A 21,951-nucleotide genomic window follows, 5' to 3' on the forward strand; every position below is an offset into this window, starting at 1 on the left:
ACACATGTGCCGATCGCGAATATAGATCTGAATTGAAAAATAATAAATACCTAAAATTAAAAAAAGAGCCAACTCAGAGAGTTGGCTCTTAAAAAAGGAATTACTAAATAATTGTTGTTCTAGCTAGGCGACAAGCAAATCCAGCCCTATGAGCATAGGTCTCCTATGTGATTAGGGTGGATTTACGTAGTCAACAACGCTAGAGCAGCAAGTATGACGTTATTTTACATTGTGTAAGTGTAAGGTGCCTGAATACCTAGAGGAATACCGATCATCCAGTATGCGATTAGGAAGATTGACCAACCAATTAGCATCGCGATAGAGAATGGCATCATTAGAGACGCTAGAGTACCGATACCCGTCGACTTCACGTAACGCTGACAGTAAACAACCACTAGTGGGAAGAATACCATTAGAGGTGAAATGATGTTCGATACAGAGTCACCTACACGGTAAGCCGCTTGAGATAGCTCCGGAGAGATACCTACCGCCATTAGCATTGGTACTAGGATTGGACCAATTAGAGCCCATTTAGCTGATGCAGAACCGATTAGAAGGTTAACCATCGCAGTAAGAAGAATCATACCTACGATTGTTGCTTCACCAGGTAGGTCCATCGCTTTCAGGCCTTCTGCACCGTAAAGCGCAAGCATAGTACCGATGTTTGATTGACCAAATGCAGATAGGAACTGAGCACAGAAGAACGACATTACGATGTAAGCGCCCATTGTTGCCATAGTGTCTGACATCGCTTTGATTACGTCGTTACTTGTCTTAAATGTACCAGCAACTTTACCGTAAACGTAACCTGGGATGATAAACAGGATGAAGATCAATGGAACGATTGACTTCATGATTGGCGCAGAGAACGACGTTAGTTCGCCTTCTGGAGAACGTAGTGCTGAAGTTTCTGGCCATGCTGCTGCAACAAGAGCCGCGATACCAGCAAGCATTGCCCAACCCGCGTAACGGAACGCTTTAGATTCGATCTCTGTAAACGTGCCAAGATCTGGTGCTTGTTCTGCATCTTCATCAACAGGCGTGTTTGCTAGGCGAGGTTCGATGATTTTCTCAGTTACCCACCAACCGATACCAACAATGATGATTGAAGATAGGCCAGTGAAGAAAATGTTCGCTAATGGGTTGATCACGTAATCTGGGTCAAGAACGTTTGCCGCAGTTTGAGTGAAGCCCGCAAGTAGTGGATCGATACCTGAAGGGATGAAGTTTGCAGAGAAACCACCTGATACACCAGCGAACGCTGCTGCGATACCCGCTAGAGGGTGACGACCAGCTGCGTGGAAGATGATACCACCTAGAGGGATTACCAATACGTAACCCGCATCCGCTGCAGTGTGCGATACGATAGCAACTAGGATTAGCATTGGAGTAAGAAGTTTTGCTGGCGTGAAGTTCAGCATCTTCTTAAGACCCGTCGTGATGAAGCCAGACGCATCCGCTACACCAACACCTAGCATCGCTACCAATACGATACCTAGAGGGGCGAAACCAGAGAAGGTTGTCACCATGTTAGCAAGGAAGTTTGCTAGAGCTTCGCCAGTAAGAAGGTTATTAATTACCAGTGCCTCACCCGTACGTGGGTTGATTAAATCAAAAGAGACATTTGATAGAAGAGCTGACGTAGCCCAAGTAATGATTAGTGCCCAGAAGAACAGGATTGCTGGATCTGGGATCTTGTTACCTGCACGCTCAATCGCGTTTAGGAATCGGTCCATACGGCTAGTCTTAGCAGAAGGAGCCTGATTGACAGCTTGGTTACTCATGGTAGTTCCGAAGTTTATGTTGTGTTTGTGAGGCTAAAAAACGGCAGCCTCTCTTTGGCCGCACATCTTACCCTAGCAGCGAAATAAAAGCTTAATATTCTATAAAAATATTCATATTTGGAGACATATTTTGCAAAAACGCCACCCTGCAAATACATTTATTTAACAGCCTAAATAAGTATTAACCACACCTCGATAACTGGCACATAAAAACCCCCTCTTTAGCCCTTATGGGTTAAAGAGGTCAATTTGGATTAAATTCGTTATATTGTGAAATCATGGTTTCAAGGGTAACCGATTGCTCTTTCTGTTCTCTGTCTAACCAATAAGCCGACATACGAACCGTACTTACAGCGCCAGACAAATCGTTCAACTTGTTGGCTGAGCAACTCAATTGAATATGACTTGCCGCACTCACCTTGCTCATCCCATTACAGCCACTAATAATCTGTTCAAAGGTATAAGTTCCTGCTGCCGAGCTCATACCACCAGTTCGAAACAACTCAAGTTGAGTTTCAGCTAGGTTCAACGCGTCCATGCTAATCACTGCATAGCTAGCCTGCCTCTCCATATAAACTTGTAGCTGGATGAGCCCCAAGCTCCCCACCCCGATCAATAAAAACGAGAGCATCACCTCCAGTAGACTTATTCCAACCTGCAGCTTCTTATTCATCATGCCAAGATCCTTGTAACCATCTAGGTTGTTTAGGTCCTATAGCCTGATCGATTGCGTCTGCACTGTAGCGAAAATTCATCGAACTATTAGATAGCGCCAGCTCATTGCTGGTATCAAACACCACTCCCCCATTAAAAGTTATGGCACCAGATTGTAGAAACGTTGCGTTGCGAGGCACTATGGTTCTGTTAGCTCCATAAATAGTATCCAGTGAGGCATCAAAAACTGTAACGGCGCCATCAAGTGCGCTTTTACCTCGAGTATCATTCCAGTGATTTGGTTGATGAGAATAATCGTTATTGAAGTGGTAAAGCAGCCCGTTGATAGGATTAATCACACCCTCACTACCATCGTTATTCAAAGACAGAATTCCATTTTGAACGACAATCAAAGCAGGTGCTGTCGCCGTCATATCGTTGATTGCTTTTAAGGCTGTAGCATCTAGTTCACATGAACCTTGTACCCAGACATGATTGGCTTTTCCAGCATTCCTTCTGGCCCTTAGTGCCGCTAGAACACTGGCGCCACAAGCACTCACGCTCTGCGGAACAATAGCTTCATCAAAGTCATACTGCTCACTATTAAGTACCTTGATCCACTCAGTTTTAGGGTAATCAAACAGCGCTTGAAAAGGAGAAAGATCAGTCTGTTGAGAAAAGTCTAAACCAATGTTGAAATGTTGATTGCCTATGGGATGGCCATCGCTATCAAAACTGTCTGGCACAACTCCCGAATAACTAGAGCTTGAGGTTCGATAGCTTTGACTAGAGTTTGAGTGGGTTGCGCATGCTCCACCAGAGAAATCACCATAGGGTGAAGGCGTACCCACTAGCCCTTGATTCCGCACCCCACTCGAATAAAAGTAACGATTGAATACTACAGCTTTACATTCCCACCCATCGCTAGAAAGCGTGCCTGGATCGGGAGGGCTAAAAACTGTTGAGCCGTGCACGATTAAATCTGAAGTTGACTGAAGGGCTCCCGAACTCACAGTCCGTCGATAATCGATATGTTTATGTACGCTAGAATTACCGTAACTAGCGGTAAGTTGATATAGATTCCTCGACGTTTTAGTCGAATGGACTGAAAGTCCTGAATTTACGTTTTCACACTCACTCGACCAAAAATCCTCAGCAAAATCTGGATTGATATTGTAATAGTTTTGGTCAAAATACTTTGGTGAAACAAAGAGTACGGCTTTTGTGTAAGCGCACTCCAATCCCCCTTCGGCTAACCAATATTGTTGACGAGCATTGACTTCATTCTGTGCTCGTTTGATTTGATAAAATAGCCCTTTGTAGTATCCCAAGATAATCAAGAGCGATCCTATCAATAACGCACTTGTAACCAGTAAAGTGATGACACCAGATTGATTCTTTCTTGAAGATACCAGAAGATGACTCATTACATTTACTGCCAATTTCGCTGAAGAATCGTGCTCGTAAGCTCATGAACAATTTGGTTGTCGTACCGTAGATAAGCGCCCAAAGAGATTGTCACAAATGCAGAATCCACCACATCGCTAGAAACAGCGGCTTGTGTCACATCAAAATGGCTTACCCGAATCTGCCTTTCCGCAAAGAGGCTGCTACATCCGGAAACTGAGGCTAACGAAGACACATTCCATAAGGTCGCTTGTTCTGATTCACAATACATAATCTGGGTAGGCGTAGAATCACTCTGGCGATACATCACATTACGATATTCATACCCTCCTGACATCGTTGGGATCTGATAGGCATAAGCAATCAAGCCATCATTGGTACCATTATCTTCGACATAAATAGTATGGGTCGCACCGGGCAGTTTTAATGATTCCCCTTGCACTCCGTTGTAACCCGCTCGTTGCAGATCTTCTTTGAGCAGCTGAATTGTCGAGAACAAGTTTTGCTGCAATAACAGCTCTTTTCCTCGTTCTGTTGCCGATCTCTGAATTGAGAGAAACAAAGTACCAACCAAAATTAGAACCACTGCGCCTACTAATGAGGCAACACTCATCTCAAACAAAGAGGCGCCACTTTGATTACGCAAGGTAATTAGGTTTTGGGCTTTGGTGAGGTATGGGGGCTTAACACAATGCATAGTTGTAGAACCCCACTGTATTACGAGCGTTTGGATCAGGGTCGGCGCTGCAGATCCTCACTCTTCCTGAAATATTGGCCGCTTTTATTTGCAACCAATGTGCGTTGTTCCCAACCGGATGAAACTCAATGTTGCCGTTTGCTAAGCGACCTCTGACGCCCTCAACCTTAATCTTGGTTTGATTACTGAAGTTAAGTGCCACATTAATCCCATCAAATGGGCTTCCATTGAGCAAGAGAATCGTGTCATCAGCGTCGTAGCTCTGATCATCAGTGAGCACCAGTAACCATTCTCCCGTCGAGTTTTGCCTCGCACCTGACTGCGAAGGAACAATGAAGTGTGCGTAAAGAGAGCTGTTGCGCAAAACCGCCTCAGATCGCGCTGCCAACAAAAAACCATGAACCTCAGGGACAATGCGCTGCATCTTAGTGTTAACCATCATTGAAGAAAACCTAGGAGCAGCTGCAGATAATAATATCCCCAAAACCAATACCGAGATCAGAAACTCTAATAAGGTAAAGCCGCGATGCATTTCCAAAAAACCTGTGTAAGTGAATGAGAGCTGAATGATTGAGTTGATTTGATGCTAGCAGCCAACAACAATAGCGCTAGAAATCAGCAAGGAGTGCTGGAAATGATTCTTAGAAATGAATGTAAAGCGACAAGCAACCAACATCACGGCATGACATTGATCGAGTTATTAATTGTTGTTGCCATACTTGGGGTATTAGCTTCCCTCGCCTACCCAAGCTATACCCAACACATAATCCTGTCTCAACGAACATCTGCACTCGCTGATATGTCACGCATTCAATTGCAGTTAGAAAAGGATTTCGATGGCAATAGCTATAAGGCTACCAATGTCGTTAAAAGTAATTCAAACCAATGCGATACCGATGATTCTGATGGAAACGTTTTTTGTCATACCGCCACCGATAGATACGTTATTACTATCGCAACTACCACCACGGGATACACGATTACCGCCACAGCTCAAAGCGCAACCGGGCAAACAAATGATACGTGTTTAGGGATTGGAACAACGATGACGCTGAATGAGAAAGATGTGTTGATGCCAGAGGAGTGTGGGTGGTGAGAGCTAGAATCTTGAGGGTTGGCGTAAATGCGTCAAGCCTTTTTCACATCTAAAGGTAATATGAAACTAGATATGTAATTCTCTACGAGCGTAGTGCCTTAGCTATCTAAATAAAAAACCCCAGCAATGCTGGGGTTCCAAAACTATTCCAAACTAAACAATTAGCTTGTTAGATCATCAAAGAACTTCTTAACGCCGTTGAAAAATCCTTCAGATTTTGGAGAGTGCTTGGTTGCGGCTTCACCACCACACGACTCTTCAAACTCTTTAAGTAGCGCTTTTTGACGATTACTTAGGTTAACAGGCGTCTCAACGACTAGTTTAACGATAAGGTCACCAACACCGCCACCACGAACACCTTTTACGCCCTTGCCACGCATACGGAACATACGGCCAGTTTGTGTCTCACGAGGCACTTTTAGGCTTACACGACCATCAAGGGTAGGAACTTCAACCTCACCACCGATTGCCGCCATGCAGAAGCTTACTGGTACTTCACAGTAAAGATTGTTGCCGTCACGTTCAAAGATATGGTGCTCTTTTACGTGTACTTGAACATATAGGTCACCCGCTGGAGCGCCACGCTCTCCTGCTTCACCCTCACCGGATAGGCGAATACGATCACCAGTGTCCACGCCAGCAGGGATCTTAACGTTAAGCGTCTTCGTCTTCTGTTTACGACCTTCACCATGACAAGACTTACAAGGATTCTTGATGATCTTGCCTTTACCGTTACACGTTGGACAAGTTTGTTGAACAGCAAAGAAGCCTTGACGCATTTGTACTTGGCCGTGACCGTGACAAGTACCACAGGTTTCAACTGCAGAACCTTTCTCAGCGCCGCTGCCGTCACACGTATCACATTCAACTAGAGTAGGAACTTCAATCTCTTTAGAAACGCCTTTTACCGCTTCTTCTAGTGAGAGTTCCATGTTGTAGCGAAGGTCGGCACCACGTTGTGCACGTTGTTGACCACCACCACGGCGACCACCACCAAAGATATCACCAAATACATCACCGAAGATGTCACCAAAGTCTGCGCCAGCACCGCCGCCGAAACCGCCGCCACCGCCCATGCCGCCTTGTTCGAAGGCTGCATGACCGTATTGGTCATAGGCTGCTTTCTTCTGAGCGTCAGTGAGGATTTCGTACGCCACTTTTACTTCTTTAAATTTTTCAGCAGCAGAGTCATCACCCTGATTACGGTCTGGATGGTATTTCATCGCCAAGCGTTTATACGCTTTCTTGATATCACGCTCTGAGGCATCACGGCTTACGCCTAGTACTTCGTAAAAATCACGTTTTGACATGTTCTCTGTCACCAAATTAAAAACTACTAATGAGACTAGATGCTAGTTCCTAGTGCCTAGTCGTCTTTTAAACTAAGGACTAGGAACTAGTATCTTCAATCTGTTATTACAGACATACGGGCGTATGAGTTGCCTCAAACGCCCGCAATAAAGACTGTATTCAATTTCTAGGCAGATAAGCTTGCTCGCTTCCTCAGCGAAATCAAGCTACTCTGCGACGAAATTACTTCTTGTCGTCTTTCACTTCTTCAAACTCAGCGTCTACAACGTCGTCATCTTGAGCTTGTTGTTGACCGGCATCAGCGCCTTGCGCTTGCTGTGCTTGAGCTTGTTGCTGAGCGATTTCCATTAGTTTTTGAGCAGCTTGCATTAGCTCTTGAACTTTAGCATCGATCGCTTCTTTGTCGTCACCAGACTTCACTTCTTCTAGAGCTTTGATTGCTGCTTCAATCTTCTCTTTCTCGTCTGCAGGTAGTGCTTCACCAGCTTCTTCTACTTGCTTGCGAGTACCGTGAATCATTTGGTCAGCTTGGTTACGTGCAGTTACTAGCTCTTCGAACTTCTTGTCCGCTTCTTTGTTAGCTTCTGCTTCTTGTACCATTGCTTCGATCTCTTCCTCAGACAGACCGCCTGAAGCTTGGATAGTGATCTTCTGCTCTTTACCCGTCGCTTTATCTTTCGCAGATACGTTTAGGATACCGTCTGCATCAAGGTCGAAAGATACTTCGATTTGAGGCATACCACGTGGTGCAGGCTGGATACCTTCTAGGTTGAACTGACCAAGAGACTTGTTGTAAGTCGCTTGCTTACGCTCACCTTGTAGTACGTGGATAGTTACCGCGCTTTGGTTATCTTCAGCTGTAGAGAACACCTGATCCGCTTTTGTAGGGATAGTTGTGTTTTTCTCGATTAGCTTAGTCATTACGCCACCCATCGTTTCGATACCGAAAGATAGAGGAGTAACGTCTAGAAGTAGTACGTCTTTAACGTCACCAGCTAGTACACCACCTTGAACTGCAGCACCCATTGCTACTGCTTCATCAGGGTTCACGTCTTTACGAGCTTCTTTACCGAAGAACTCAGCAACTTTCGCTTGAACCATAGGCATACGAGTCTGACCACCTACAAGGATAACGTCAGTAATGTCGTTTACAGATAGGTCAGCATCAGCTAGAGCAACTTTTAGAGGCTCAAGAGAGCGTTGAACTAGGTCTTCAACTAGAGATTCAAGCTTCGCACGAGTTACTTTGATGTTCATGTGCTTAGGACCAGTTGCATCAGCAGTTACGTAAGGTAGGTTTACGTCTGTTTGCTGTGCTGAAGAAAGTTCGATTTTCGCTTTCTCTGCTGCTTCTTTAACACGTTGCATCGCTAGAGGATCGTTCTTAAGATCGATGCCTTGCTCTGATTTGAACTCATCTACTAGGTAGTTGATTAGACGGTTGTCAAAGTCTTCACCACCTAGGTGCGTGTCACCGTTAGTAGAAAGAACTTCAAAAGTCTTCTCACCTTCTACTTCATCGATTTCGATGATAGAGATATCGAATGTACCACCACCAAGGTCGTATACAGCGATAGTGCGATCACCACCTTGCTTGTCTAGACCGTAAGCTAGAGCAGCAGCAGTTGGTTCGTTGATAATACGTTTAACGTCTAGACCTGCGATACGACCAGCATCTTTAGTTGCTTGACGCTGAGCATCGTTGAAGTAAGCAGGTACAGTTACAACAGCGCCAGTAACTTCTTCACCTAAGAAGTCTTCTGCTGTTTTCTTCATTTTCTTAAGTACTTCAGCAGAAACCTGAGGAGCCGCCATTTTTTGGCCTTGTGCTTCTACCCAAGCATCACCGTTGTCAGCCTTAACGATTTTGAAAGGCATGATCTCGATGTCGCGTTGTACTTCTTCGTCTTCAAAACGACGACCGATCAGACGCTTAATAGCAAATAGCGTGTTCGTTGGGTTAGTAACCGCTTGACGTTTCGCTGGCTGACCAACTAGCGTTTCGCCATCAGTGTATGCAATTACCGATGCTGTTGTACGCTCGCCTTCTGCGTTTTCGATTACGCGTGGCTTGTCACCGTCAAGAACAGCAACACAAGAGTTAGTAGTACCTAAGTCAATACCAATGATTTTACCCATCAGGCTATCTCCGAATAAATTCTATATGATTTTCTATACCCACATATGTGGGGGGTGGTAAATCGGCTTTCAACCCTTTACCGAATAATTAATCAAGCAATGACAATTGCTCTTTCCATGCCACATAGATAAGGGCAGAGAATTGGTTTTCAAGGGAGCGAGTTAAAAAAAGTCCATTTTTTTGCAATTAAAAAAGCGAGCCCTAAAGAGCTCGCTCATCAAATTACTTTCTTTTAAATATAGCGACGGTTTATGCTTCCGCTTTTTGTAGTTCTACTTCTACATCAGCTTCAACACCGATTTCATTTTCAGATTTAGCAACGATTGTGTTAACCGCCGTGTCACCGACTACGTTAGAAGACGTACAGAACATGTCGTTAATACGGTCAACCGCAGCAACGATTGCTAGACCTTCTGGTGGTAGACCTAGTTGGTGAAGGATTACACCTACCATTACAACACCACCGCCTGGAACACCACCGGCACCGATAGACAGTAGCAGTACAGTGAAGCCGAGAGTAACCAAGTCACCCGTTGCGATAGGTTGACCAAATGCGTTTGCACAAAATACTGCTGCAATTGCGATATAGATAGACGCACCCGCCATGTTCATAGTCGCACCTAGTGGTACACCAAAACCAGCGACTGACTTCGATACGCCGATCTTGTCCGTAAGGGTACGCATTGTTACTGGAATAGTTGCGTTCGAGCTCGCTGTCGATAGTGAGAATAGAACTTGCTCACGAGTCTTACGAGAGAACTCACGTGCTGAGATACCAGTCGTTAGTTGAACCATCATTGGGTAGAACACGAAGATCCAGAACACAAGCATTGCGACGACTAGCGCAACGTAACCTGCTACTGACATTAGCGTGTTTGCGTCTAGCGTTGCACCTAGTTGAATCATCAGTGCGAATACACCGTATGGTGCAAGACTCATAACTAGGCCAATCAGCTTCATCATGATTTCGTTAGCCATCTTAAACGTCTTAATAGCCGGGCCACCTTTATGATCAAGCGCTTGAATAGCTAGACCCGTTAGGATTGCCATGAAGATGATTTGCAGCATGTCACCGTTTGCAAACGCCTGTACAGGGTTACTCGGTACGATGTTTACGACCATAGAGAAGATGTCAGGCGTTGTTGTTGAAGTGATTTCAACGGCATTAGCCACTGTACCTGACAGGTTAGCGTCCGCACCTGGTTGAACAATCATTGCAACTGTAAGAGCAGCAATAATCGCGATGATGGTATTCATAATGTAAAGACCAAAGGTTTTACCACCAAGGCGACCGAATGAACGGATGTCTTTTAGCTCAACGATACCGCATACGATAGATACGTACACCAGTGGAACAACGAGCAGTTTAATCAGCGATACAAACATACCACCGGCGCCTTCCGCTAGGCCTAGTAGGTACGTGTCGAAAATCGCTACGCCATTGAACAGGTACTGGATTGCAGTACCAATGATTAGACCAGTGAAAAGGCCTATAAAGATTTTACTTGATAGTGATTTGTCCATGTATAAATCTCCGGACTATTGTGTTTGCAATCTACTGTTTATAAGAATTTTCTCGCTCTTTTGGCGAGAATTGCGAAGCATTCTACAAGTCGGAGTATAAAAAGAAAGCATTTTTTACAGAAAATTCACATTTTTGACATCAAAATAAAATGTCAATAGATGACACCCTTTCATATAAAAAACGCCATACCACACTATGCAACAAGCAAACTCAAAGCATGATCATCTAGAAATAAAAAAAGGAGAGGCATAAGCCTCTCCTTTATTTGTAATTTAATAGTTAATAACTTTGCAAGTTACCGTCCATCAAACTATTTAGATACCATCACCATTGCTGGTCGGATCACTCGTCCATTTAGTTCGTAACCTTTCTGCATTACAAACATAACTGTGTTTGATTCGTGATCTGCGCTTTCCTGGATAGACATCGCCTGATGGAATTCCGGGTTGAACGTCTCACCTTCAGGGTTGATCTCTTTTAGACCAAACTTCTCTACTGCGGTGATGAATGACTTGTGTGTCATTTCAACACCTTCAAGTAGTGGCTTAATCGCTTCGTTCTCGGCATCAGCTGCTTGAATTGCGCGCTCTAGGTTATCGATAACAGGAAGCAGTTCTTCAGAAAACTTATTGAGAGCATATTTACGCGCCTTATCGATCTCTTGTTCTGTACGGCGACGCATGTTGTCTACTTCTGCTTTTGCGCGAAGTACAGAATCTTGCTGCTCTTTAATTTTCGCTTCGCTTGATAACAAAGCAGCCTCTAACTGAGCGATCTTCGCTTCTTGCTCATCAATCGCATCTTCAGTTGCCGCTTCTGCCTCTGCAGCAGCTTCTGCTTTCTCTGCTTCTTCGATGATTTGATCTAGCTCTTCTTCAGTTACTTTGTTTTCTTCGTTGCTCATGATTTCTCCACGTATTTCTATACCATGCGTTTTGACGTTTGGTTTAGCTCGAATAGCGCACATTTACGCCACAAATCAGCTCCAAATGAAACAAAAATTCGCATAAATCTGTGTCTTGCCTTTATTATGGGGACGATGTCCAATGATTCAAGCACATTTGAGCTGGAAAACACATGAAAAAGCCATTTGAAACTATCGCCATCATCGGTAAGCCTCGAGACCAAAAAGCAATTGCTACTCATAAAGAGTTGTTTCACTGGTTACTTGACGAAGGTTTTCAGGTCGTCATTGATGATAGATTGCGTGAGATCTTAAATGACATACCAGCTCAATATTTCACTAACTTGATTGCTATTGGCAAACAAGCTGACTTGGCTGTCGTGGTCGGTGGCGACGGAAATATGCTGGGGGCAGCACGTGTTTTGTCACGCTTCGATATTTCAGTGATTGGTGTTAACCGCGGTAACCTCGGCTTCCTGACCGATCTCAACCCAGAAGAATTCCAAACCGCTTTAAAGGAAGTACTCGACGGTAAGTTTATCGAAGAAGAGCGCTTCTTACTTGAAGCTGAGATTCACCGACACGGCCAAGTGAAAAGTCACAACGCTGCATTGAATGAAGCGGTGCTCCACCCGGGCCAAGTAGCGCGCATGATTGAGTTCGAAGTCTATATCGATCAAACGTTCGCGTTCTCACAGCGTTCAGACGGCTTAATCATATCAACTCCTACCGGTTCAACCGCTTATTCACTGTCTGGCGGCGGTCCAATTCTATCTCCTAGCCTCAATGCAATCTCACTTGTGCCGATGTTCCCGCACACACTATCTAGCCGACCGTTAGTGGTTGACGGTAATCGTAAGATAAAACTGGTTGTCTCTCCTGATAATAGAGGTACTCAAGAAGTAAGCTGTGACGGTCAAATCTCACTACCCGTTTCACCTGGTGATGAAATCCATATCTATCAAAGCCCGAACGTACTTAAGCTAATCCACCCAGAAGGCTACAGCTACTATCATGTCCTTAGAAATAAACTCGGTTGGTCGAGTAAGTTGTTTTGAGAAGGGCTAGAGAGCTAGAGAGCTAGAGAGCTAGAGAGCTAGAGAGCTAGAGAGCTAGAGAGCTAGAGAGCTAGAGAGCTAGAGAGCTAGAGAGCTAGAGAGCTAGAGAGCTAGAGAGCTAGAGAGCTAGTAAAGTTTGAGGGTTGACGCGAAGGCGTCAACCCTTTTTAACATCTAAAGTAAACCTGAATCTAGATATCTAGTTTTCTAGAAACAACGCGTCCTATCAATCCGCTATCAAAATTTCTCTCCTGATCACTTTACTGTATAGAAAACCAGTATATACTGTCCATATCAACAGTATGTTTGGTTATACAGGTAATTTGAGATGCTGGCACATTTGAGTGTAAATAACTTCGCAATCGTAAAGTCACTTCAGTTAGAGCTTTCTGGTGGCATGACAACTATTACAGGTGAAACTGGTGCAGGTAAATCCATTGCGATTGATGCGCTTGGCCTTTGCTTAGGTGGCAGAGCAGAAGCAGGGATGGTCCGCCAAGGAGAAGAAAAGACCGAAGTCAGTGCGGCATTCTTACTCGATAGCAACTTACATGCGACTCGCTGGTTAGAAGATAACGAACTGTTGGACGGTTCGGAGTGCATCTTACGCCGTGTGATTACCAAAGAAGGGCGTAGCCGTGCCTTCATTAATGGTAGCCCAGTTCCTCTTGCACAACTGAAAAGCTTGGGGCAATTACTGATCAATATCCACGGACAGCATGCTCATCATCAACTAATGAAGAGCGATCATCAGCTAGCGATGCTTGATCAATATGCAGGACACAAATCTTTATTGAACAACACCAATCGTGCGTATCAACAGTGGCGACAGGCTGACAATCACTTCAAACAATTGATTGAAAACAGTCAACAAAACCAGGCACAAAAGCAGTTGTTGGAATACCAAATCAAGGAACTGAATGAGCTGGCAATCAATGAAGATGAATTCCAAGAGCTCGAACAAGAGCATAAACGACTATCCAATAGCGGCGAGCTTGCCTCAAGCTGTCAGCAAGCCATCGAACTTATTTATGAGGGTGAAGAGGTTAATGCGCTTGGTATTCTCCAATCAGCCAGTCACACCCTGATTCAATTAGCCGAGTTGGATGAAAAGCTTGCCGAGCTTCCGAGCATGTTGTCTGAAGCGATTATTCAGGTAGAGGAAGCGAACGGTGAGCTGCGTAATTACCTAGACTCAATCGATGTTGACCCTGCTCGCATGGCTTATGTTGAAGAACGTTTCTCAAAGATCATGTCGATTTCTCGCAAGCACCATGTACTACCTGAAGACCTTTATGCTCATCATCAAGATCTATTACAACAGATCGAATTGTTAGATTGCTCTGATGAAAAGCTTGATGCGATTCGTGAAGATGTTGAACTCAAGTATCAACAATTCTCAACTCAAGCTGAAAAACTGAGCAAATCACGTTCTCGATATGCCAAAGAACTAAACAAACTAATCACAGCAAGTATGCACGAGCTGAGTATGGAAAAAGCTAAATTCGAAATTGAAGTGGCACAACAAACCGCACACTCGTCACCATTAGGTATTGATAACATCTGTTTCACGGTTTCAACTAACCCAGGTCAACCACTTCAACCAATCGCTAAAGTAGCGTCAGGCGGTGAGCTTTCACGTATATCACTCGCTATTCAGGTGATTACCGCTCAAAAAGTGGATACTCCAAGTTTAATTTTCGATGAAGTGGATGTGGGTATCAGTGGCCCAACAGCAGCCGTCGTTGGAAAAATGCTACGTACGCTTGGTAAGTCGACACAAGTATTGTGTGTAACGCACCTTCCTCAAGTGGCGGGATGTGGTCATCAACAACTCTTCGTTGCCAAGTCGACAAAAGCAGGCAAGACAGAAACACAGATGCGTGAGCTTAACGAGGAACAACGCATAGGTGAACTTGCACGTTTACTGTGTGGTACCGAAATTACCGATTCGGCACTTGCCAATGCAAAAGAGTTGTTAATGGCAGCTTAACTTCCCTCTTTCAGCGCCTCAAATCACTAATATGTGAACTTTGAGGCGCTTAGCTCGTAATTCTTAGCTAAAGATTGCAACTAAATTCAAAAAACTCGGTCAGAATGTTGCTCTCACAATTTAGAGCTTTTACATCTGGGCGAAGCTTGTTTATCATCTTCCCAGTTTCATAAATATCAGATTAAGAATTTACCTATGCGATTGAACAAGTGGTTAGTAGCCGTTCCGCTATCACTAACATTATTGACGGGCTGCTCGTTGCTAGAAAAACTGGTGTATCGAATAGACATCAACCAGGGCAACTATGTTGAGCAAGAAGCTGTAGATAAACTTCGCTTCGGTATGACGAAAGAACAAGTCCGTTTTGTTATGGGCTCACCTATGCTGATTGAAAACGGCTACCCAGATACTTGGTACTACATCTACCACCACACCAAGGGACATGAAGATTCAATTCAAAGAAACTTGGTTGTTAACTTCAATAGCTCAGGCACACTCGTAGATGTCACCGGTGATTTCCCTGCGGGTGATGCTTTCTTCGAGAGTTTGAACTAAGAGCTAGAGAGCTAGAGAGCTAGAGAGCTAGAGAGCTAGAGAGCTAGAATGTTGAAGGGTTGACGCTCAGCGTCAACCCTTCTTTGTAATTGGAGCCTCGTTATCAGGCTTTCTATGAGCAAAACGACCTAATCTTCGATTACTTCGCCTTCGCTTGCTCTGCTCGTTTACGCCGAATCTCTTTTGGATCAGCAAGTAGTGGTCGATAAATCTCGATGCGGTCTTTATCGCGAACCATTGCATCCAGCTTCACGTTACGGCTAAACACACCCACCTTATTTTTTTTCAGGTCAACGTCTGGGTACAGGGATAACACGCCAGACTGTTGGATGATTTCTTCAACCGTCATGTTCTTGTTTACAACAAGTGTAAATACACGCTGCTCATGTGGTAGTGCATAAACCACTTCCACATGGATCATATCGGATTCAATACTCATCTATTGATAAACCTGCTTAGCACGGTGTGTAAAAGCGTTAACCATATTACTGGTCAGTTCATTGAAGATCTTGCCAAAGGCCATCTCGATCATCTTACTTGAGAATTCAAAGTCGAGTTTCAGCTCAACCTTACAGGCTTGCTCATCAAGCTCGGTAAAGTACCAACCGCCTTTTAGCATCTTAAATGGACCGTCCACCAGCTCCATAAGGATCGCTTCACCTTGTTGTAAGGTATTAAGCGTGGTGAAAGACTTACTGATCCCAGCTTTCGATACGTCAACAGAAGCGACCATCTTATCGCTTTGATTTTCTATAATTTCAGAGCCAGAACAACCAGGTAAGAACTCTGGGTAACTTGCTACATCATTAACCAAATCATACATCTGCTCTGCACTAAACGAGACCAGTGCGGAACGAACGACTTGAGCCATAAAAACTCCTTCAAACACCTGATAAATATCAGACGCATTTTAATATCTATGATGAGAGTAGAATAAAAAGGATTCCCCATTATGGGAGCAACCCGTATAATGACGCCATTATGGCAAAGAAAAAATCAAAAACCAAAGCTGGTAGCAATACAATTGCGCTAAACAAGAAAGCTCGCCACGAATATTTCATCGATGATGAGATAGAAGCGGGCATGGAACTGCAAGGTTGGGAAGTTAAGGCAATTCGCCAAGGCAAGGTCAACATTGCAGAAAGTTACGTATACATCCGTGATGGTGAAGCATTTGTAAGTGGTATCACCATTACCCCACTAAACCAAGCATCGACACACGTGGTAGCTAATCCTACTCGTATTCGTAAGTTGCTAATGTCACGTCGTGAGTTGGATAACCTAATTGGTCGTATCAACCGCGAAGGTATGACACTGGCTGCACTTTCTATGTACTGGTCACGCTCTTGGGTAAAAATCAAGATTGGTGTAGCGAAAGGTAAAAAGCTACATGACAAGCGTACTGACATGAAAGAAAAAGATTGGGCTCGTGATAAGGCGCGTATTATGAAGAGTAAGCTGCGTTAATCTTGAGCATTTGAATCTAATGGTGCTAGACAGGCGAAGCTTTTCTGGTACTATGCTCTCAAACACTTTGGGCCTGATTTAGGATTCGACGGGAATGCTGAAGTCTGAGGTGCATGCCGAGGTGCGGTAGGCCTCGTTAATAAACCGCAAAAAAATAGTCGCAAACGACGAAAACTACGCACTAGCAGCTTAATAACCTGCTCAGAGCTCTCTCGCCCTAGCTTCCGCACGTAAGACGGGGACCAACGAGAGATCAAACCCAAACGCGCTAGCTCGGATTCTCCCGCCTGAGAGATGAACAGCGAATTATAATTCAGGATAGTCATTTACTAGCGTGTCGGTTCGCAGGTACTTGGTGAATTTAAAGATCGACTAAGCATGTAGTACCAATGATGAATGGTTTTCGGACGCGGGTTCAACTCCCGCCAGGTCCACCAATTCAATGAATTAAGACGTCCTAGGGCGTCTTTTTTTATGCTCGCAACAAAGTAAAATCAATCACTTAGCTTCCATTGGCGTTTTCTAACATCCAATGACTTCTTTGCATTATGGGTACATCCATGGGCACACTATCTAAAGTTCGTTAATTTGGTGTACCCAAAATGGCAAAAACTACAACTAGACTGACTGACTGACTGACTAGGAAATCAAAGCCTATGGCTTTGATAAATCTACTTTCTTCCCTAGCCTACTACCTTGCACCATCTTTACTAATATACTCCCCCCAATCACTGACCATTCTCTCATATTGCCCTAAACTTATTGATAACTTAAAGTGTCACTAAAACCTTAAAATCAAAACAATGAGTAGATTAAGTTACTTAATTTAAGGTAACATGACTTTATGAGTAAAATAACTCTCATAAATCAGGAGATATTGATGGAATCACTCACGATACAAGCTTATTTATCAGATCAATGGTCTGATATAGCTCAGGTTACCTTCCCGAAAAGTGAGGAAGGCAACTTCTTTACAACTGAAATTCACTACCTACCTGATTACGCTATTGAGTCGATTGATAAAGATGATATGCATTCCGTATCACTAAACCACCCTGTTAGTTTCTTCTTTGATGATAAAGGACGTCCAGGTTGGTTGAGGTTTCTAGATGACATAATGCCGAGTGGAGCCAGTAGAAGATACTGGGTCAAACAGCTTGATATCGAAGATCTTCCCATTGATCAACAAGACTTTATCCTATTGAAATATGGGACAATATCTCCCGTTGGTAACCTCAGAATTAAAGAGTCACTTCCAAATCGCTCAGAAAAGTCTGACTCACTATTTTTCTCTACGTATGACGTTATCAATCGTGGTAGTGATTTTCTAGATTATGCGCAAGAAAGAGGGGCTGCGGCAGGCGGTGCAACGGGTGCTGGAGGAGAAGCGCCAAAGTTATTATTGCGCTGCTCTACAGAAAATAGAATTTGGATCGATAGCTACCAAGACGACAACAAAAATCAAGATACGCACTATCTAGTCAAATACCCTAGAGGCTCAAGAGGCAATACTGACTGTAACATTCTACGAGCTGAATATCATTTCTACCATGAACTAACAAGCTTAGGGATAGAGACTATTCCTGTAGAGTTCATGAGATTAGAAGAAGGAGAAAACTACCCTTCTCTTTGGCTACCGAGATTTGATGTCTATATCGATCAACAAGGAATCATGCAGCGTTTCGCTATGGAATCAGTCTACTCTATTTTAACTAAAGGACCTGCTAGCACTCTTGATCATGAAGAAACCATTAGAGCACTGATTGATAAAATCATGAATAGCCATATAGTAACTGAACAAGGCTATCAGTTTGATATTCAAAACTTTGTTATAGAGTGGGTAAAAAGAGATCTCGTAAACATCCTCTTTGGTAACAGCGATAATCACGGAAGAAACACTTCTTTTGTTAAAGGGGATGGGTTTATCAAGCTCGCCCCTGTCTATGACTTTGCCCCAATGAAAGCCGATCCAGAAGGGATACCTAGAGCAACCAAATGGAAATCACCACTTGAAGTAGGTGGAGAGTATGACTTCGAAGGTATTACAGACGCATTATCAGATTTAGTGCCGCAAGAAGTGCTTATGCATGAGCTAAAAGTGTTGGCAAAGAGCTGTCTAACCTTAAAAGATAGGCTTCAAAAACGAGGCGTACCTGAGCAAATCTTAGCAATGCCAAGTATCGGTATGGACTTCATTGAATCAAAAATAGAAAAATGGGGATTGCTATGAGTAATAACGACTCAAAACGCCAAGATGAACATACTTCGAATTCCTCATCAGAGTCCGTGCATGACACCATCGCACGACTCCGCTCAAATCAAGCTCGTTTAAATACAGTTGGTTCCGCACAGAGTTCTTCAGAGCAAACTTCTAGCACTTATACTAAAGGCGTGCAGAAAAGAGCCTCTAAAAATGCTCAAGCGGTTTCTGCACTTGAAAGACAAAAACGGATAAATAAGGTTATTCATGCTTTGCTATTAAGAGAATTAACACAAGGTCAAGCTCTTAAAGAACTGAGAATGGAAGTGCTAGGCATCAAGCAAGACGCTTTTGCCAAGATGGTGGGTGTATCAAGAAAAACCATCTCAGAGATCGAGAATGACCGTGGAGCGTTTAAAACCGATATTCTCGACAAAGTGTTTAAGCCGTTTGGACTAAGAGTTGGACTTGTCCCTGTTTCAGCGAGCCTCCTACATTCTGTACTTCAAGAGCAAAGCTAATCAACATTACAGGTATGAGGCATTCTTTCAACATAGAAAGCACAAAGAGCAGAAGCTCTTTGTGTTCCCTACTTGGTAGCTGTTGGCTGCGGGTTCAGTTCCCTATCTCGCAGTTGAACTGAGTAAAATCGTAAGAAAAACGTGATTAAGATAACAAAAACACACATAAAATCACGGTCTTCCCAGTTTATTCCCAAGCCGACCTTCGAGTACCACAAATCCCTATACAACAAGGGATAGAGCCTCCAACTTGCTTTTCCAAGTGCTCCACCAAACGTTTGGAAAAGGTGACCTTTTTTGTATCTGAGCTTTATTCCACACTCAGAGCACTACTGCTCTACCAAAACTGGCTCATATCCCAGAGTTTCAACGATCTGTTCAACGTTCGCCTCAACCCAAGCTCTATCAATCGGCCCCCAGGACTTAATTTCATAATGGCCGTTTCTTAACGCTCCAGTAAAATCACACTCAATATCCAATTCAATTAAGGCTTGAATCGTGTCTTGAGCTGTCCTTCTTGGAATCTCAATCAGTTGTTGGATCTTGGGGATGGTGTTGTAGCCCGTATCTATCAGGTAAGCGATATAGAGGCGGCGATAGAATGAAGACTTTGTTTTGCTAAGCATTAATTTCTCTTTCCTTGATATAACAAAGCCTCCGTACGGAGGCTTTGGCTTGATAACTCTCCAGTAGATGGCATTTCTATCCATCTACCGATTAAGCTTAAGACATTACTTGCCTTTCGGCTTGTCTTGATACATTTCTTCGATTTCATCTTGGTAACGGTCGTTAATCACCTTACGACGCAGTTTCTGCGTTGGTGTTAACTCACCAGAGTCCATCGAGAATGGTTTATGCAGCAGCTTGAACTTCTTCACTTGCTCAAATTTCGCCAACTCACCTTGTAATGAGCTGATGCGTTTTTCAAACATCTCAACTACTTGATGGTTCTTAATCAGTTCCATACGGTCGTGATATTTGATATTAAGCTCTTTCGCGTACTCTTCTAGAGTATCGAAACATGGTACAACTAGCGCAGATACAAACTTACGAGTGTCGGCAATGACTGCAATTTGCTCGATGAAGTGGTCTTTACCGATAGCACCCTCAACAACTTGAGGTGCAATGTACTTACCACCTGAGGTTTTCATCAGCTCTTTAATGCGGTCAGTGATGAACAAGTTACCGTTCTCATCGATATGACCCGCATCACCCGTTTTAAGGAAGCCATTTTCGTCAAATGTCTTCGCAGTTTCTTCGGGCATTTTGTAGTAACCGCGCATCACCATTGGACCACGAACAAGAATCTCATTGTTCTCGCCAATTTTCACATCCGCACCTGGCATCGACATACCGATCGAATCAGGGTTGAAACAACGATCATCCCAACAAGATACGGTGGCTGTAGTTTCGGTCATGCCATAACCCAGCTTTACGTTGATACCGATAGCGTGGAAGAAGCGACCAATAGTCTCATCTAACTTAGCGCCACCACATGGCATGAAGTTAATATTACCGCCTAGTAATGCTCGCAATTTAGACATCACAATCTTGTCAGCAAAGGCATGTGACTTCTTAAGTAGGAATGAAGGCTCACGACCTTCTTGGTGGCATGCAGCAACCTTAGCGCCCATGTTTACCGCCCAGGTAAACATGACTTTGCGATGGATAGGTGCTCGTGCCACTTTCTCATGAATAGCAGAGAATATCTTCTCGTAGAAGCGAGGTACCGCACACATCACCGTCGGCTTAACGTCGCTTAGTGCATCACGTACTTGCATCGTGTCTTGCAAATAGCAGTTAGTACCGCCTTTATAGAGCACGTAGAATGTCCATGCTCGCTCAAAAACGTGTGAAAGCGGCAAGAAGCAGAGTGAGACATCTTTTTCGCTCAAGCTTAGACGCTCATCGTGACCGACCAACTGCGCGGCAATGTTGGCGTAATCCAGCATAACCCCTTTCGGTTGACCGGTTGTGCCTGAGGTGTAGATCAGCGTCAGCAAGTCTTCTAGATTCGCATCTTCGATTCGTTGATTGAACTCCGCTAGCTGAGCTTCGCTACCTCGAGCCATAAAGGCATGCCAGCTGATACCGGCTGGGTGGTTCTCAAGGTCCACATCGTCAGACATCGCAACAATAAGTTCTAATTGCTCACACTCATCAAAGATAGAGAGCGCAGCATCGTATTGGTCTTGTTCACCAACAAACAGAACACGTACGTCAGCATTCTGAATAATATAAGAAGACTGCGCTGCAGTATTAGTTGGGTAGATAGGAACAGTTACAACTCGCGCTTGAAGCGCGCCAAAATCAGCAATTGTCCACTGAGGCATGTTATTAGAATAAATGCCGATCTTATCTTGAACTCGTAATCCTTGAGCCAATAGCGCTAACGACAGCGCATCCAAATCTTGACCAAACTGCGTCCAGCTAATACCACGCCATACGTCTCCAACTTTATGTTTAAGAGCGATGCGATCAGCGCCTTTAGCAACCTGCTCACGAATACGTTTTACGATATGAAAATCTAAATTGGCCATCTCTTTCACCTAAGGCTTACATTTGTAAGCTAATTTGAGCGCACAAGTGTACAGTTGGCACTTCAAAAGACAACTAGCTACCTCTCAAAATCGCAACCC

At 43.9% G+C, this 21,951-nt stretch carries 20 protein-coding genes and 1 other RNA gene; 8 read left to right on the forward strand and 13 right to left on the reverse strand.

Annotation, left to right across the window (positions count from 1 at the left end; all coding sequences use genetic code 11):
* Window positions 1-224 precede the first annotated feature (224 nt).
* From DPF91_RS06375 to DPF91_RS06395, 5 genes are all read right to left on the reverse strand, one after another.
* On the reverse strand, window positions 225-1,784 hold the full coding sequence (locus tag DPF91_RS06375) for an AbgT family transporter (RefSeq protein WP_117233593.1): 1,560 nt from the start codon (window positions 1,782-1,784) through the stop codon (window positions 225-227).
* A 244-nt stretch (window positions 1,785-2,028) separates the two neighbouring features.
* Window positions 2,029-2,460, reverse strand: a complete 432-nt coding sequence (locus DPF91_RS06380) for a type IV pilus modification PilV family protein (protein WP_117233594.1) — start codon at window positions 2,458-2,460, stop codon at window positions 2,029-2,031.
* A complete protein-coding gene (locus DPF91_RS06385; RefSeq protein ID WP_123766752.1) occupies window positions 2,450-3,865 on the reverse strand; it encodes a hypothetical protein in 1,416 nt (471 codons plus the stop codon). Before DPF91_RS06385 ends, DPF91_RS06380 begins: the two co-directional genes overlap by 11 nt.
* Before the next feature lie 5 nt (window positions 3,866-3,870).
* A complete protein-coding gene (locus DPF91_RS06390) occupies window positions 3,871-4,542 on the reverse strand; it encodes a PilW family protein (protein ID WP_117233596.1) in 672 nt (223 codons plus the stop codon).
* On the reverse strand, window positions 4,529-5,074 hold the full coding sequence (locus DPF91_RS06395; RefSeq protein WP_117233597.1) for a GspH/FimT family pseudopilin: 546 nt from the start codon (window positions 5,072-5,074) through the stop codon (window positions 4,529-4,531). Before DPF91_RS06395 ends, DPF91_RS06390 begins: the two co-directional genes overlap by 14 nt.
* Window positions 5,075-5,125: 51 nt before the next feature.
* Here DPF91_RS06395 and DPF91_RS06400 point away from each other — a divergent pair, with 51 nt between their 5' ends.
* Window positions 5,126-5,638: a type IV pilin protein gene (locus DPF91_RS06400; protein WP_420855576.1), complete on the forward strand. Its 513-nt coding sequence runs from the start codon at window positions 5,126-5,128 to the stop codon at window positions 5,636-5,638.
* A 161-nt stretch (window positions 5,639-5,799) separates the two neighbouring features.
* On the opposite strand, the gene dnaJ is transcribed toward DPF91_RS06400, so the two are convergent.
* The 4 genes from dnaJ to grpE form a co-directional block, all read right to left on the reverse strand.
* On the reverse strand, window positions 5,800-6,948 hold the full coding sequence (dnaJ, locus tag DPF91_RS06405; protein WP_117233598.1) for a molecular chaperone DnaJ: 1,149 nt from the start codon (window positions 6,946-6,948) through the stop codon (window positions 5,800-5,802).
* A gap of 223 nt (window positions 6,949-7,171) precedes the next feature.
* Window positions 7,172-9,088 (reverse strand): molecular chaperone DnaK, encoded by a 1,917-nt coding sequence (gene dnaK / locus DPF91_RS06410; protein WP_117233599.1) that lies wholly within the window; start codon window positions 9,086-9,088, stop codon window positions 7,172-7,174.
* A gap of 250 nt (window positions 9,089-9,338) precedes the next feature.
* Window positions 9,339-10,613: a dicarboxylate/amino acid:cation symporter gene (locus DPF91_RS06415; RefSeq protein ID WP_117233600.1), complete on the reverse strand. Its 1,275-nt coding sequence runs from the start codon at window positions 10,611-10,613 to the stop codon at window positions 9,339-9,341.
* A gap of 311 nt (window positions 10,614-10,924) precedes the next feature.
* The gene (gene grpE / locus DPF91_RS06420; protein ID WP_117233601.1) at window positions 10,925-11,518 is read right to left on the reverse strand and encodes a nucleotide exchange factor GrpE; all 594 of its coding nucleotides are present in this window, start codon (window positions 11,516-11,518) and stop codon (window positions 10,925-10,927) included.
* Between the two features lie 173 nt (window positions 11,519-11,691).
* On the opposite strand from grpE, the gene nadK reads away from it, so the two are divergent.
* The 3 genes from nadK to bamE all read left to right on the forward strand — a co-directional run bounded on the left by nadK (window position 11,692) and on the right by bamE (window position 15,124).
* Window positions 11,692-12,576 (forward strand): NAD(+) kinase, encoded by an 885-nt coding sequence (gene nadK / locus DPF91_RS06425; RefSeq protein ID WP_117233602.1) that lies wholly within the window; start codon window positions 11,692-11,694, stop codon window positions 12,574-12,576.
* A gap of 328 nt (window positions 12,577-12,904) precedes the next feature.
* Complete coding sequence (recN, locus tag DPF91_RS06430; RefSeq protein WP_117233603.1) at window positions 12,905-14,569, forward strand: DNA repair protein RecN; 1,665 nt, start codon at window positions 12,905-12,907, stop codon at window positions 14,567-14,569.
* Between the two features lie 195 nt (window positions 14,570-14,764).
* The gene (gene bamE / locus DPF91_RS06435) at window positions 14,765-15,124 is read left to right on the forward strand and encodes an outer membrane protein assembly factor BamE (RefSeq protein WP_117233604.1); all 360 of its coding nucleotides are present in this window, start codon (window positions 14,765-14,767) and stop codon (window positions 15,122-15,124) included.
* A gap of 139 nt (window positions 15,125-15,263) precedes the next feature.
* Here bamE and DPF91_RS06440 read toward each other — a convergent pair whose 3' ends face one another.
* Both DPF91_RS06440 and DPF91_RS06445 read right to left on the reverse strand, forming a co-directional pair.
* Entirely contained in the window at window positions 15,264-15,563 is a 300-nt protein-coding gene (locus DPF91_RS06440) for an RnfH family protein (protein WP_117233605.1), read from the reverse strand.
* Window positions 15,564-15,995 carry an SRPBCC family protein gene (locus tag DPF91_RS06445; protein ID WP_117233606.1) on the reverse strand — a complete coding sequence of 144 codons (432 nt, stop codon included), beginning with the start codon at window positions 15,993-15,995 and terminating at the stop codon, window positions 15,564-15,566.
* Between the two features lie 110 nt (window positions 15,996-16,105).
* Between DPF91_RS06445 and smpB the strand changes: the two genes are divergently transcribed.
* The 4 genes from smpB to DPF91_RS06465 all read left to right on the forward strand — a co-directional run bounded on the left by smpB (window position 16,106) and on the right by DPF91_RS06465 (window position 19,312).
* The gene (gene smpB, locus DPF91_RS06450) at window positions 16,106-16,591 is read left to right on the forward strand and encodes an SsrA-binding protein SmpB (RefSeq protein WP_117233607.1); all 486 of its coding nucleotides are present in this window, start codon (window positions 16,106-16,108) and stop codon (window positions 16,589-16,591) included.
* Between the two features lie 69 nt (window positions 16,592-16,660).
* Window positions 16,661-17,028, forward strand: a transfer-messenger RNA (tmRNA) gene (ssrA, locus tag DPF91_RS06455).
* Between the two features lie 443 nt (window positions 17,029-17,471).
* Window positions 17,472-18,821: a type II toxin-antitoxin system HipA family toxin gene (locus DPF91_RS06460; RefSeq protein WP_117233608.1), complete on the forward strand. Its 1,350-nt coding sequence runs from the start codon at window positions 17,472-17,474 to the stop codon at window positions 18,819-18,821.
* Window positions 18,818-19,312, forward strand: coding sequence for a helix-turn-helix transcriptional regulator (locus tag DPF91_RS06465; protein WP_117233609.1), 495 nt, complete (start codon window positions 18,818-18,820; stop codon window positions 19,310-19,312). The genes DPF91_RS06460 and DPF91_RS06465 overlap by 4 nt, the downstream gene beginning before the upstream one ends.
* Before the next feature lie 329 nt (window positions 19,313-19,641).
* On the opposite strand, the gene DPF91_RS06470 is transcribed toward DPF91_RS06465, so the two are convergent.
* On the reverse strand, window positions 19,642-19,938 hold the full coding sequence (locus tag DPF91_RS06470) for a helix-turn-helix domain-containing protein (protein WP_164684060.1): 297 nt from the start codon (window positions 19,936-19,938) through the stop codon (window positions 19,642-19,644).
* A 105-nt stretch (window positions 19,939-20,043) separates the two neighbouring features.
* Entirely contained in the window at window positions 20,044-21,852 is a 1,809-nt protein-coding gene (locus tag DPF91_RS06475; protein WP_117233611.1) for an AMP-dependent synthetase/ligase, read from the reverse strand.
* Between the last annotated feature and the right edge of the window lie 99 nt (window positions 21,853-21,951).

The organism is Vibrio maerlii, assembly GCF_003415655.1.
Classification (GTDB): Bacteria; Pseudomonadota; Gammaproteobacteria; order Enterobacterales; family Vibrionaceae; genus Vibrio; species Vibrio maerlii.